Annotated in this window: 13 protein-coding genes; 8 read left to right on the forward strand and 5 right to left on the reverse strand. The window is 58.7% G+C overall.

Annotated elements, in window-relative coordinates:
• Positions 1-8: 8 nt before the first annotated feature.
• A complete protein-coding gene (locus MTX36_RS20725; protein WP_243621560.1) occupies positions 9-440 on the reverse strand; it encodes a thioesterase family protein in 432 nt (143 codons plus the stop codon).
• A complete protein-coding gene (locus MTX36_RS20730; RefSeq protein ID WP_243621561.1) occupies positions 437-2,059 on the reverse strand; it encodes an AMP-binding protein in 1,623 nt (540 codons plus the stop codon). Before MTX36_RS20730 ends, MTX36_RS20725 begins: the two co-directional genes overlap by 4 nt.
• Before the next feature lie 301 nt (positions 2,060-2,360).
• Between MTX36_RS20730 and MTX36_RS20735 the strand changes: the two genes are divergently transcribed.
• On the forward strand, positions 2,361-3,722 hold the full coding sequence (locus MTX36_RS20735; protein ID WP_243621562.1) for an aromatic acid/H+ symport family MFS transporter: 1,362 nt from the start codon (positions 2,361-2,363) through the stop codon (positions 3,720-3,722).
• A 57-nt stretch (positions 3,723-3,779) separates the two neighbouring features.
• Positions 3,780-4,631 carry a PaaX family transcriptional regulator C-terminal domain-containing protein gene (locus MTX36_RS20740; RefSeq protein WP_243621563.1) on the forward strand — a complete coding sequence of 284 codons (852 nt, stop codon included), beginning with the start codon at positions 3,780-3,782 and terminating at the stop codon, positions 4,629-4,631.
• A gap of 60 nt (positions 4,632-4,691) precedes the next feature.
• On the opposite strand, the gene MTX36_RS20745 is transcribed toward MTX36_RS20740, so the two are convergent.
• Positions 4,692-5,087, reverse strand: a complete 396-nt coding sequence (locus MTX36_RS20745; RefSeq protein WP_094270352.1) for a RidA family protein — start codon at positions 5,085-5,087, stop codon at positions 4,692-4,694.
• Positions 5,088-5,209: 122 nt separating this feature from the next.
• Between MTX36_RS20745 and MTX36_RS20750 the strand changes: the two genes are divergently transcribed.
• The 3 genes from MTX36_RS20750 to MTX36_RS20760 are packed head-to-tail and all read left to right on the forward strand — an operon-like array spanning position 5,210 to position 7,382.
• Positions 5,210-6,043: a fumarylacetoacetate hydrolase family protein gene (locus tag MTX36_RS20750; RefSeq protein ID WP_243621564.1), complete on the forward strand. Its 834-nt coding sequence runs from the start codon at positions 5,210-5,212 to the stop codon at positions 6,041-6,043.
• A gap of 50 nt (positions 6,044-6,093) precedes the next feature.
• Complete coding sequence (locus MTX36_RS20755) at positions 6,094-6,531, forward strand: cupin domain-containing protein (RefSeq protein ID WP_094270350.1); 438 nt, start codon at positions 6,094-6,096, stop codon at positions 6,529-6,531.
• Positions 6,528-7,382: an acyl-CoA thioesterase II gene (locus MTX36_RS20760; RefSeq protein WP_243621565.1), complete on the forward strand. Its 855-nt coding sequence runs from the start codon at positions 6,528-6,530 to the stop codon at positions 7,380-7,382. The genes MTX36_RS20755 and MTX36_RS20760 overlap by 4 nt, the downstream gene beginning before the upstream one ends.
• An 81-nt stretch (positions 7,383-7,463) precedes the next feature.
• Here MTX36_RS20760 and MTX36_RS20765 read toward each other — a convergent pair whose 3' ends face one another.
• Positions 7,464-7,955: an Lrp/AsnC family transcriptional regulator gene (locus MTX36_RS20765; RefSeq protein WP_243621566.1), complete on the reverse strand. Its 492-nt coding sequence runs from the start codon at positions 7,953-7,955 to the stop codon at positions 7,464-7,466.
• 55 nt (positions 7,956-8,010) lie between these two features.
• Between MTX36_RS20765 and MTX36_RS20770 the strand changes: the two genes are divergently transcribed.
• Genes MTX36_RS20770 through MTX36_RS20780 form a run of 3 tightly spaced genes read left to right on the forward strand, consistent with a single transcriptional unit; the run spans position 8,011 to position 11,570 of the window.
• Positions 8,011-8,760, forward strand: coding sequence for a cyclase family protein (locus MTX36_RS20770; RefSeq protein ID WP_243621567.1), 750 nt, complete (start codon positions 8,011-8,013; stop codon positions 8,758-8,760).
• Between the two features lie 56 nt (positions 8,761-8,816).
• Complete coding sequence (gene kynU / locus MTX36_RS20775; RefSeq protein WP_243621568.1) at positions 8,817-10,082, forward strand: kynureninase; 1,266 nt, start codon at positions 8,817-8,819, stop codon at positions 10,080-10,082.
• Positions 10,083-10,136: 54 nt separating this feature from the next.
• Positions 10,137-11,570: an amino acid permease gene (locus MTX36_RS20780; RefSeq protein ID WP_243621569.1), complete on the forward strand. Its 1,434-nt coding sequence runs from the start codon at positions 10,137-10,139 to the stop codon at positions 11,568-11,570.
• A gap of 12 nt (positions 11,571-11,582) precedes the next feature.
• Here MTX36_RS20780 and MTX36_RS20785 read toward each other — a convergent pair whose 3' ends face one another.
• Positions 11,583-12,266: a dienelactone hydrolase family protein gene (locus MTX36_RS20785; protein WP_243621570.1), complete on the reverse strand. Its 684-nt coding sequence runs from the start codon at positions 12,264-12,266 to the stop codon at positions 11,583-11,585.
• Between the last annotated feature and the right edge of the window lie 49 nt (positions 12,267-12,315).

Genomic DNA, 12,315 nt, shown 5'->3' on the forward strand with positions numbered 1-12,315 from the left:
GGATTTCCTTAGTTCGTTGTGGTCGTGTGTGTGAGCGAAGGTTGCTGCCGTCCGCCGGTCGCAAAGCCTGCTCGAATCTTTTCGGGCCACGGACTGGATCCGCCTTTGGCCCCGTCCGTATGAACGACGGTGAGGGCGCCGGCGGCGGCGACTGTTCCGTCGCGATCTATCAGAAAATCGAAAGTCATTGAACTGGTACCAATTCGAGAGACCGTGAGCTCAATGTGGACGCGGTCCTGATGCCACAGTCGATCGCGGTACGCCACCTCGTATTTGATGCGGGGGATGACCCCGAAGAGGTGAAGGCATCCCAACTGCTCGTACAGTGCGGCCTCGGCTGCTTCTACCCACCGGATGACCGTCGAATGGTGATAGTGGCCTGCCGCATCGGTGTCCTGCCAGTCGACGACCCGATCGATCATGATGGATGCGGTGGTCATGGTTGAGGTTCCGCAGCGCGTTCGTGGAGTCGAAATCGCTGAAGCTTGCCCGACGGAGTCTTGGGGAGTTCGTCGACAAAGGTGATTCCACGCGGGTATTTGTACGGTGCCGCAGTCTTTTTGACGAAGCTTTGCAGTTCCTTGATCTTGGCGTCGTCACGGGGGACGCCGGGAACAAGAACGACGATAGCGTGGACGATCATTCCGCGCTCGTCGTCAGGGAGACCGATGACACCTGATTCGAGAACATCAGGGTGCTGGTCGATGGCCCATTCGACCTCTGGTGCCGCGATATTGTAGCCGGAGGAGACGATCATGTCGTCACTACGGGCCTGATACCAGAAGTAGCCTTCTGTATCTCGAATGTAGTTGTCGCCCGTCATGTTCCATCCGTTACGCACGTAGCTCAGCTGACGGGGATCGGATAGATAGCGGCAGCCGGTGGGGCCTTTGACTGCCAGTAGTCCGGCGCTGCCGTCCGGTACGGGTTCTCCGTCGATATCGTGAATCTCGGCCAGGTATCCGGGCACGGCGCGTCCCGTGGAACCCGGTTTGATGTCGTCGTCGGCAGCGGAGATGAAGACGTGAAGCATCTCGGTGCCGCCGATGCCGTCGATGATTGACTTGCCAGTATGTTCCTTGACCTCGCGCCACACGCTTTCTGGTAGGTGTTCACCAGCGGAGATTAGACGCCGGACACCCTGTAGGGCTTTGGCTTTCCCCTCGCGCAGTATGGCTCGATATGCAGTGGGAGCGGTAAAGAGGACGCTGACGTTGTGTTTGACCAGGGCGTCGGCAAGTTCGCTCGGCGTTGCCCGTTCGATCAGGAGTGTGGATGCGCCGACGCGCATCGGGAAGATGACGAGTCCGCCCAAGCCGAAGGTGAAAGCCAAAGGCGGTGTCCCGGTGAAAATATCGTCGGAAGTGGGTTTGACGATGTACTTCGAGAACGTATCCGCGTTGGCCAGTACGTCGCGATGGAAGTGCATTGTCGCTTTGGGGACACCGGTGGTGCCGGATGTGGGGGCCAGCAGTACTACGTCGTCGGCTGCTGTATCGACGTTCTCGAAGGTGTCGAGTTTTGACGATGCACGAACGCGTAGATCGGTGGATTCGTCTGCGCCACAGGTGATGACCGGGATTGTGTCCGCGGCATCAAGGAGATCTTTGGCGAGAGCGCTGTCGGTGATGGTGACAGTCGGGGTGGTGATTGCGATCAGTTTGCGCAGCTCGGGTTCTCGAAGCAGCGGCATGGTCGTGACAACGACAGCCCCTGCTTTGACTACTGCGAACCAGCACGCCACGATCCACGGATTGTTGCTGCCTCGCAGCAGTACTCGATTGCCGGGAACGACGCCGAAGTCTTCGACGAGCACTCTGGCAATCTGATTGGAGCGACGCAGAAGGTCTCCGTAGGTCCAGATTTCAGTTGCGGTGCGAAGGCAGGGGCGGTCGGCGCCGAGAGTCGCAACGGTGTCGTCGAGGAGTGTAGTGGCGCAGTTGAGGCGCTCGGGGTACTGCAGGCTGGGGAGTTCGAAGAGGAACTCGGGCCATTGTGATTGCGGCGGCAAGTTATCACGGCAGAAGGTGTCGACGTGAGCCGATGCGGTGCGTGCCATTCTCGACCTTTCGGGTGTGGGTTGAGAACTTCAATGTATGCCGTTGTTTGAACGACCGCAATAGAAACGAAATAAAAACTTCAAGAGAATTCGCAAATGAGACACACTTGACCTGCAATATTGCGTTGAATTGATGTACGCAACGAAAAAGGCATAGATTCCTCGTCAGGTGGCGCGCATCACATGATGCCATCCGGTGTGTTCGCGTGAGAGACCTTGTCTCCACTACCGTCGGCTACTACGAAGGCCGCGTCGCACCGTTCGCCTCTGTTCTCGAGTCCCACGACCAAGGAGTAGGCATATGACGCGACCAGGATTATCGCAAGGATCGGAAACCCGAAAGCGCACCGGACTGGTGGTGTTGATCCTCTGTTTCACCACCATTGTGTTCGACGGATACGACTTGGTCGTCTACGGATCTACAGTGCCGACGCTGATTGCCTACGAGGATTGGAATCTCGACTCCGGCGGTGCCGGCCTGATCGGCAGTATGGCGCTGGTCGGCATGCTGCTCGGCACCATGGCCGCGGGATTTCTGACCGACCGGCTCGGGCGACGACGGATCATGTTGGCCTCGATCGTATGGTTCTCGACCTGCATGTTGGTCACCGTTTTTGCCCCCAATGAGTACGTATTCGGGGTCTTGCGCTTCCTTACCGGTATCGGACTGGGTGGTGTTGTACCCACGTGTATTGCACTGACTGTGGAATTTGCGCCGAAAGCACGTCGTAACTTCGCGAATGCCGTGATGTTCAGCGGGTATTCGGTTGGCGGCGTGATCGCGGCGGTATCGGCCATGACATTGCTTCCGGATATCAACTTCAAGTTTCTGTACCTGCTCGGAGCTCTTCCGCTGGTGACGTTGCTGCCGGTCGCCTACAAGTTCCTTCCGGAGTCAATCTCTTACCTTGCCCGGACGGGCCGAGACGACGAGGCGCGAGCTACCGCAGCACAGTTCGGCGTGGTCTACGAAGATGTGGTGTCGCCGGAACCCGTTGCAGTGAAATCGGATACGGGTGCGGCGCAGTCCGGTATGCGTGAGCTGTTCACGCCGCGCTGGATCCGGTCGACAATCTTGTTCGCGCTTGCGAACTTCTGCGGGTTGCTCCTGGTCTACGGCTTGAACACGTGGCTCCCGCAGATCATGCGGTCTGCCGGATACGCGCTGGGCAGTGCGCTCGCCTTCCTTCTCGTTCTGAACTTGGGAGCAATTGTGGGATCGATCAGCGCGTCGTACATCGCGGACCGGATCGGAATCCAGAAGGTTGTGATCACGTCATTCATCGTTGCGTTCGGTGCTGTGATGCTCTTGAGCGTGAATCTTCCGATGGCACTTCTGTTTGTCTTCGTGGCGTTTGCCGGACTGGGCAGTGTGGGAACGCAGATTCTGGTGGGCGGCTTTTGTGCCACTCACTATCCGCAGCGACTCAGCGCCAATGCACTTGCGTGGTCACTGGGTGTGGGGCGTATCGGTGCGATTTGCGGTCCGATTATCGGCGGCGTGATCGCGGACCTGGCCTTCGGGTATCAGGTCAACTTCTATGTTTTCGGCACGGTTGCCGTGCTGGGGGCTGCAATCGTGGCTTCGATACCTCGCAAAGCGGGCGTCAGCCAGTCCGGAGTGATGGCCGCATCCGATCGATCCGGTGCATCCGCGAGCTGACCCGGTGAGCGCGGCACCGACCACGTTCATGCCGCCACGACGGACTATCGTGGCGGTATGACGGTCGTGACGAAAGAACATGCAGACGGTGATGCTCGGACGAGCGATCCGGCGCCTCGTCAGCTGATCGTGACGCTGTTCGGCCTGTACGGCCGCGCCGAGAAGAACTGGCTGTCGGTAGCGTCGTTGGTGCGGTTGATGGCCGAACTCGGTGTCGACGGACCCGCTGTTCGATCGTCGATCTCGCGGCTCAAGCGCCGGGAGATTCTCCTGAGTTCACGGCACGGAACAGCGGCCGGTTACTCGATGTCGCCGCTGTTACTGGATGTACTCGCAGAAGGTGATGCTCGCATCTTCGGTCGGCGCCGCGCCACCGTCGACGACGGATGGCTGCTGGTGGTCTTCTCGGTTCCCGAGTCGGAGCGAGAGAACCGGCACGCACTGCGCACGGTGCTGACTCGATTGGGATTTGGTACCGCAGCACCGGGTGTGTGGATTGCGCCCGGAAATGTCGAGCGTGAAGTGCGAGAGACGTTGGAACGCAGGCAGTTACATGGGTACGTAGATATTTTCAGCGGCAACCACGTCGCGTTCGGAGACTTGCGCTCCAAGGTGCGAGACTGGTGGGATCTCGACGAGTTGACTGCGCTGTATGCGGAGTTCATCGACGCGTATCGGCCGATCCTTGCGGAATGCAGCAAGGGTGGTTTCACGCCCCGAGAAGCGTTTGCGCACTACGTGGCGATGCTGACCATGTGGCGACGACTCCCGTACCGGGACCCGGGACTGCCACTGGATCTGCTGCCGGAAGGGTGGAACAGCGTCGTGGCCGAGGAGTTGTTCCGGGAACTGAATACCGCATTGAGCGGACATGCCCGTGAGCATGCCCTCGCGACAATTCACGGTTGATCGATTCGCCCGGGTGAGGTGCACGAAAATCCCTCTCGCGCACCTCTATCCGAGTATGTGTTACTCCGAGATGTGTGCGATGCCCTGAATCTCGATGAGAGCTTCCTTCTGCCACAGTGATGTCACGCCGATGCCCGCCATTGCGGGGTACTCGGTGCCGGCCATTTCGCGCCACAGGCGGCCGATCTCGCGACCGTTGGCCTGGTAGTCCGGGATGTCGGTGAGGTAAATCGTGACGCTGACCAGGTCTGACGGTTTGCCGCCGGCCTCGATCAGCGACGTCAGGGTGTTGGACATCGCCTGCTTGAACTGCTCGATGATCCCACCCTCGACGATCTTTCCTTCGATGTTCAGCGCGGTCTGACCGGCGAGGTAGACCGCGTTGTCTGCCCGTACGGCATGGGCGAATCCCGAAGGCTTGAGCATCGTGGACGGATTGATCCGAGAAATGGTCATGTCTGTGTCCCCTGAGTAGGTGGAGGAAACTCTGTCGCAACCCCCAATATGGTGTTACATTGACTATCGTAATCAAAGCGCAACAGATTGTCACTCGATTCGACATATGGAGGCATGGGGGCATGCGGCTAATTTCGGTTCGCCTTTCGGACGGCCAGACCAGCGCGGCAGTCATGACGCCGGACGGAGCGAGGTTGATCGACTCCGCGGATGTCGGCAAACTTCTCGGTGAGGGGGAGTTTGCCGAATTGGTCAGTCGCGCGATGGAATCGGGCGAAAAAATCAACCTCGACCAGGTGCAGATGCTGCCGGTGGTGCCGGATCCGAAGAAGATTCTCTGCTGCGGGTTGAACTATCGAGCACATGTGCGCGAGATGAATCGCGAGGAACCCGAGTTTCCGACGCTTTTTGCGAAGTTCGCAGATACTTTGGCCGGCCCGAACGACGACGTAGTCCTTCCCGGATACGCCACCGATGTCGACTGGGAGGCGGAACTTGCCGTCGTAGTCGGCGCGAACCTCTTCCAAGCGGACGTGAGCGAAGCGCGACGCGGCATTGCCGGATATACAGTGGCCAACGACATCTCGGTGCGCAGTTGGCAGCGTCGAACATTGCAGTGGTTGCAAGGCAAAGCGTTTGACGCAACAACCCCGCTCGGGCCGGTGATGGTCACGCCCGATGAATTCGATCCGGCGTCGGGAGCCTCGATCACCTGCACAGTCGACGGGCGAGTCGTTCAGACGGGCACAACTGATGATCTGGTTTTCGACCCCGCCGAATTACTTTCCTACATATCCCAATTCACGAAGCTTGCACCCGGAGATCTGGTGCTGACCGGTACGCCGGGGGGTGTCGGTGCCGGTGCGGTACCGCCGACCTTCCTGGCCGACGGCTCGGTTGTCGAGGTCGAAATCTCGGGAATCGGCAAGATTTCCAACACGGTCCGGCTCGGGTAATCCCGTCGGGTTGAGTTTCCAAAACATTCAAGTACGAAGGAGCGCAGCGCATGTCGAACGATTCTGTCACCGAAGTTGTCCCTGTCGTGACCAGGAAGGGCCACGAGTACCAGGGCACCGCGCAATCGGGCGGAGCACATCGGGTGTCGGGAGTGAGCATCCAGCACACCCCGGCAACCAAGATTTGGTACGGCAAAGTGACCAACGAACCCGGCTACCGTTCTCTCCCACACCATCATGGTGAGGCTGAGACCGGTGGGTACGTCCTCACCGGCTTCGGGCGAATCTACTTCGGAGAGAACTACACCGAGTTTGTCGACATGGTCGAAGGTGACTTCGTTTTTGTTCCGCCGTTCATGCCTCACGTCGAGGTCAACATGTCGGTGACCGAAGAGTTGATCTGGCTGACGACCCGCACTCCGGACAATATCGTGATCAACCTCCCTGACGTCGATGACGCCTCACTCGAAGGGTACCGACGCGCATGAGTCGCACCAGTAAGCCGATGCTCTCGTCCTGGGATTTCGAACCCGCCGGAGAGAATGCGTTTATCGCCCGCCACCAAGCGATCCCGTCGGAACGAGCCTACGGCGGTGAGGTTGTCGCACAGGCTGTTGCGGCGACGATGAAGACGGTGACCGACGATCGCAGTGTCCACTCGTTCCACGGATACTTCCTACGCGCCGGCGATGTCCACGAGCCGACGGTCTACGAGGTCGACCGGTTGCGGGACGGCCGAGGGTTCTCGCAGCGAGCGGTGCGCGGAGTCCAGTCGGGCAAGACGATCTTTCAGGGCCTGGCTTCCTTCCATGTGGCATCCGACGGTGTGCGGCATCAGGATACGATGCCGACTGACCTGGGAAATCCGGAAGATCTACCGACTGCCGGAGAGGTGCTCGGTGATTCCACGGTGCGCGACGCGCAGTACTGGGCCAACGACCGTAGCTTCGACATCCGGCATTCGCCTGAAGCAATCTACACTTCCGCCGCCGGTGAGCGTACGCGTCGGCAGACGGTGTGGCTCAAGGCTTATGACCAGTTGCCCGATGACCCAAACGTCCATCGCGCCGCGCTGGCATACCTGTGTGACTACACGCTGCTCGAACCGATCCTTCGTAATAACGGTGCTGCCTGGGCGGACCCCGGTGTGATCACCGCGAGCCTCGACCATGCAATGTGGTGGCACAACGACGGTCGCGTCGACGAGTGGATCGCTCTGGTTCAGGAATCTTCTTTTGCCGGAAACGGTTTGGGGCTCTCGCACGGAAAGATCTACTCGAGTGAAGGCGTGCTGCTGGCAACGGTGACTCAAGAAGGCCTTGTCACGCTACCGAAGTAGCCTCTCTGATACGAATATTCATGCCCGGCGGCCGAATTGGTCGCCGGGCAGTCGTCGTCTCCGTGCGTGGGTGTTTCGTGTCTAGTGATGGTGCTGTAGTTCGCTGAAGATCAAGTTGGTCTGTGTATTTGCGATAGCGGGATCATTGAGGTGGGCGCTCACGAAGTCTCTGAGCCGGGAGGGTGATTCGCACGAAATGTGAACTAATAGGTCGCGATCTCCACTGATGAGAAATACGCGCTGAACTGAGTCTAATTTGCTGATCCGCTCGGCTATTTCAGTCATTCGGCTTCGGGCATGTGAGTGAATCAAAACGGACACCATGGCGGAGATCTCGAGGCCGAGCATCTCCAGGTCGATATCTGCGTGAAAGCCCTTGATGACACCCGATTCGCGGAGCGCACGCATTCGGGCAAGCGCGGTAGAAGGGGCAATTCCGACTTTCTCAGCCAATGCGTTGTTGGGAATTCGGGCGTCGTGAACCAGCTCCCGAATGATGGACGTATCGATCTCATCCAGCCGAACATGATTCGATCGAACCATCGCTGCGGCGCTCTCGATCGCATTTATCATTCAATTTCTCCCTCTGTCATCCAAGATGTTCAGTGACTATTGACCGCAGGTGTCGATGATTCTAACTTTTGCCGAGCACCCCGAATTATCGAATTGGCGATTCTCGTCACAGTTCCTGCGCTTGCGCGGAGAGGTCTCGATGCATCCAGTGAACAATCCGCGCCAGGTCAGGGAACTGATCGACATCAGTCCGGCTATCTCCGAGACCTCTCCGGTCTGGCCCGGTGATACCGCGTTCTCTCGGGTCTCGACCCTCGATATGAACGGCAATGACGTGGTCAGCGTCAGCAAGTTTTGCACGACGCCACACGTCGGCGCGCATGCGGATGCACCGGCACACACCCGTATCGACGGTGCATCGATCGGGGACGTCCCGCTCGAGCCTTACCTGGGTGAGGCGCTGGTGCTCGATCTGACGGCTTGTGAGGACGCACCCGGCATTGCCGACCTCGAGATTGCGCTGGCCCGAATCGGCGGATTATCGGCGCCGCGGCTGATCCTTCGAACCTACGAGCACTATCCGACCCAATGGGACAGCAATTTTTTCGGTGTCGCCGCGGAAATGATCCATTGGTTCGCGGACCGGGGTGGCCAGTTGATCGGAATCGACGGAGCATCGTTCGACCCGATGGCAAGTAAGTCCATGGACGCGCATCATGCAGCGAACGATCGGGGAATGTCGATTCTCGAAGGACTCTGCCTCGACGAGGTAACCGAGGGCCGATACGAGCTGATTGCCCTGCCACTGAAATTTCGGAACCTCGATGCGAGTCCGGTACGGGCCGTGCTGCGGACCCTGCCCTGATCAAGACCCTGACCTGATTGTTTCGACACCACATCTTCACTAGGAGAACGGCCACCATGACAGCGACAGAATTCCCCTCGCAGGCGGACTGCGTGCAGTCCGACCTTGACGATCCATTGCGCGCGTTCCGCGACCAGTTCGAGATTCCCGAAGGCGTGATCTATCTCGACGGCAATTCGCTCGGTGCAAAACCGCGCAGCGCAGCGGCGTGTGCCGAACGCGTGATTCGTGACGAGTGGGGAATCGGCCTGATCCGCAGTTGGAATACGGCCGGATGGTTCGACCTGCCGACCAGGCTTGGGGACAAGCTGGCTCCGTTGATCGGTGCCGGCACGGGTCAAGTGGTGGTCACCGATTCGACGTCGATCAACCTGTTCAAGGCGCTCGCTTCAGCGCTGACCATTGCGGAGCAGAATCAGCCCGGCCGGCGGGTGATCGTGTCCGAGCGTGACAACTTTCCAACGGATCTCTATATCGCGGAAGGCATCATCGGCTTCCTCGACCGGGGGTACGAGCTGCGTTTGATCGATGACCCGGCTGAACTGTCGACCGTCGTCGACTCCGATACCGCGGTCGTGATGCTGTCCCACGCGAACTATCGCACCGGAAATCTGTACGACATGTCTGCAGTCACCGCGCAGGTGCATGAGCGCGGCGCACTGATGATCTGGGACCTGGCACATTCTGCGGGCGCCCTCGAGATCGATCTGGTCGGCTGCGACGCCGATTTTGCGGTCGGATGCACGTACAAGTACCTCAACGGTGGACCCGGATCGCCGGCATTCATTTGGGTGAACGAGCGTAACCTGCATTTGGGTCAGCAGCCTCTGTCCGGATGGTGGGGCCATGCAAGGCCTTTCGCGATGGAGCCCGGATATGAGGCACATTCCGGAATCCGGCGGTTCCTCATCGGCACGCAGCCGATGACGTCACTGTCGCTGGTGGAATGTGGCCTCGACATTGCCTTGGGCGCAGACATGAGTGCCGTACGCCAGAAGTCTCTGGCATTGACGGACTTGTTCATCGATCTGGTCGAACAGCATTGTGGCGGGTTCGATCTGAAGCTGATCACTCCTCGCGATCACGCGTCTCGGGGATCCCACGTGAGTTTTGTTCACGCTGAGGGATATTCGATCATGAAGGCGCTCATCAGCCGCGGTGTCATCGGCGACTACCGCGAACCTGGTGTCCTCCGTTTCGGCATCACACCGTTGTATATCGGCTATGTCGATGTTTGGAACGCAGTGGATGTTCTTCGTGACATCCTCGAGAACAAGACGTGGGACACCGCAGAGTTCCGCGAGCGCGATGCAGTCACCTGATCGTCTGAAGAACCCCTGCGGTCCGGTGGAACCGCCTTTCCTAAGGAACAATTCGTGAGTGATTTCAAAAACATTCAGCAACGTGAATCCGGCTTGAAACAAGAGCTCGGCGCGCGTCAGATGAGCATGATTGCACTTGGTGGTGCGATCGGAACGGGGCTGTTCCTCGGTAGTAAGTTCGCGATCGGGTTTGCAGGCCCGAGCGTGATCATCAGTTACGCCATCGGCGGTTTGATCGCGCTGCTCCTGATGGGCGCATTGGCGGAAATGACTGTTGCGCACGCAACTTCGGGATCGTTCGGAGCCTATGCCGAGTATTACGTCAGCCCGCTTATCGGCTTTCTCGTCCGGTACCTGTATTGGTCATGCATTGTCCTCGCGGTGGGAACCGAAGTCACCGCTATCGGTGAATACATGCAGTTCTGGTTTGCGGACATACCGCAGTGGATCTGGATCGTGCTGTTCTCCGCAGTGCTGATCGGTGTGAACATGTTCAACGTCAAGGCGTTCGGAACGATGGAGTACTGGTTCTCGACCATCAAGGTGTTTGCCATCGTGGCTTTCATCATCATGGCCGCCTATGTTGTGTTCGGCAGCGGAAACCCCGACTACGGGTTCCACAACTACACCAGTGGTGGCGGATTCCTGCCGAATGGCTTCTCCGGTATGTGGTTTGCCGTGATCGTATCGATCTTCAGCTACCTCAGTATCGAGATGATCGCGATCGCGGCCGGCGAGGCGGAGAACCCGGCTGTAGCCGTCAAGAAGGCCTTCCGTGTCACGATCGTGCGTCTCTTCGTCTTCTACATCGCGACCCTCGGCCTGATCGTGGCTATCGCGCCGATGGACAAGATTCTCAGTGGCGGAAGCCCGTTCGTTACAGTGATGCAGGTTATCAACATTCCGGGCGCAGACAGCGTTCTCAACTTCGTGGTCATCATCGCTGCGTTGTCGGCAATGAACAGTCAGCTGTACGTGTCCTCGCGCATGATGTTCAGCCTCTCCCGCGCCGGTGATGCCCCGAAGATTCTGGGTAAGGTGCGTGCTAACGGTTCACCGGTCAATGCGTTGCTGCTGTCGACGTCAGGTATCGCTGTCGCGACCGTTGTCTACGTGCTCTTTCCGGAGCAGGCGTTCACATTGATGATCTCGCTGTCGATGTTCGGTGCCATGGCGACTTGGTTGCTGATCTTCGTCACACACTGGTTCTTCCGTAAGCGGATGCAGGCAGAGGGAACAAAACTGTCCTTCACGATTCCGGGTTTCCCCGTCGGCACCATTCTCGGTGGTGGCCTGATGGTCGCGATCATGTTGACAACCTTGTGGGTTGAGTCTTTCAAGATGACCTTGGTGTTCGGTGTGCCGTTTGTACTGGCTGCCATCGCCATCTTCTACCTCACTCGTTCACGGCGGGCACGCAGTCAAGCTTTGAATGCTGATCAGGTCGAGGATGAAATCACCGGGACTGTCGTCAAGCGAGTTCCCTGATCTGCCAGGGATTCACAGCGTCTTCGCGAAGAACTCCATCGTGCGCGACCAGGCGAGATCGGCGGCTTCAGGGTCATAGTGGCTAGAGGTGTCGTTGTTGAAGGCATGGTCGGCATCCGGATATCGGTACACCTGAGCAAGTTTCGAAGCGTGTGACCGTAGCTGCTCGACGCATTCAGGCGGAATGCTCGGGTCGAGGTCCCCGTAGTGTCCGAGCCACGGGACCTTCAGTTGCGCAGCGAGTTCGGAACCGGCCGGGATACCTTGCCATCGAGATTCGGCTACTGCACCGCCGTAATAGGTGACGGCCGCGTCGACGAGGGGCTCGGCCGCACACCACAGTGACACTGTTCCACCCATACAGAATCCGAGGGAGCCGATCGTATCGGCTCCCTCGGATTTGCAGTATGCGGCGGTGGCACCCACATCGTGGCTGATGTCTTTGCTGTTCAACGCCATGAGAGCTTCCTTAGCGGAAGGGAAATCAGTGAAGGACGTCTGAGATCCGCGATGGTAGAGGTGCGGAGCGACCGCAAGATACCCGGCGTCGGCGAGACGCGTCAGAATGCTCTCGATATGTGCGTTGACGCCCCACGCCTCTTGGAGGACGACGACAGCTTTTCCTAGTGACACCGCGGGATCCGGTGTGCTGACGGTCAGCGGTACGTCGGCCACGGTTGTTTTCGAGGTGCCCATCCTTCGACTAAACCATAAATGGCCGAACAGTCCGGCCCGCTACGATGAC

This window comes from Rhodococcus sp. ARC_M6, from assembly GCF_022810305.1.
Classification (GTDB): domain Bacteria; phylum Actinomycetota; class Actinomycetes; order Mycobacteriales; family Mycobacteriaceae; genus Rhodococcus_F.

Excerpts from the sequence above, each read along its gene's own strand:
- MTX36_RS20725 (WP_243621560.1), bottom strand. The coding sequence starts at position 440 with ATGACCACCGCATCCATCATGATCGATCGGGTCGTCGACTGGCAGGAC.
- MTX36_RS20730 (WP_243621561.1), bottom strand. The coding sequence starts at position 2,059 with ATGGCACGCACCGCATCGGCTCACGTCGACACCTTCTGCCGTGATAAC.
- MTX36_RS20735 (WP_243621562.1), top strand. The coding sequence starts at position 2,361 with ATGACGCGACCAGGATTATCGCAAGGATCGGAAACCCGAAAGCGCACC.
- MTX36_RS20740 (WP_243621563.1), top strand. The coding sequence starts at position 3,780 with ATGACGGTCGTGACGAAAGAACATGCAGACGGTGATGCTCGGACGAGC.
- MTX36_RS20745 (WP_094270352.1), bottom strand. The coding sequence starts at position 5,087 with ATGACCATTTCTCGGATCAATCCGTCCACGATGCTCAAGCCTTCGGGA.
- MTX36_RS20750 (WP_243621564.1), top strand. The coding sequence starts at position 5,210 with ATGCGGCTAATTTCGGTTCGCCTTTCGGACGGCCAGACCAGCGCGGCA.
- MTX36_RS20755 (WP_094270350.1), top strand. The coding sequence starts at position 6,094 with ATGTCGAACGATTCTGTCACCGAAGTTGTCCCTGTCGTGACCAGGAAG.
- MTX36_RS20760 (WP_243621565.1), top strand. The coding sequence starts at position 6,528 with ATGAGTCGCACCAGTAAGCCGATGCTCTCGTCCTGGGATTTCGAACCC.
- MTX36_RS20765 (WP_243621566.1), bottom strand. The coding sequence starts at position 7,955 with ATGATAAATGCGATCGAGAGCGCCGCAGCGATGGTTCGATCGAATCAT.
- MTX36_RS20770 (WP_243621567.1), top strand. The coding sequence starts at position 8,011 with ATGATTCTAACTTTTGCCGAGCACCCCGAATTATCGAATTGGCGATTC.
- kynU (WP_243621568.1), top strand. The coding sequence starts at position 8,817 with ATGACAGCGACAGAATTCCCCTCGCAGGCGGACTGCGTGCAGTCCGAC.
- MTX36_RS20785 (WP_243621570.1), bottom strand. The coding sequence starts at position 12,266 with ATGGGCACCTCGAAAACAACCGTGGCCGACGTACCGCTGACCGTCAGC.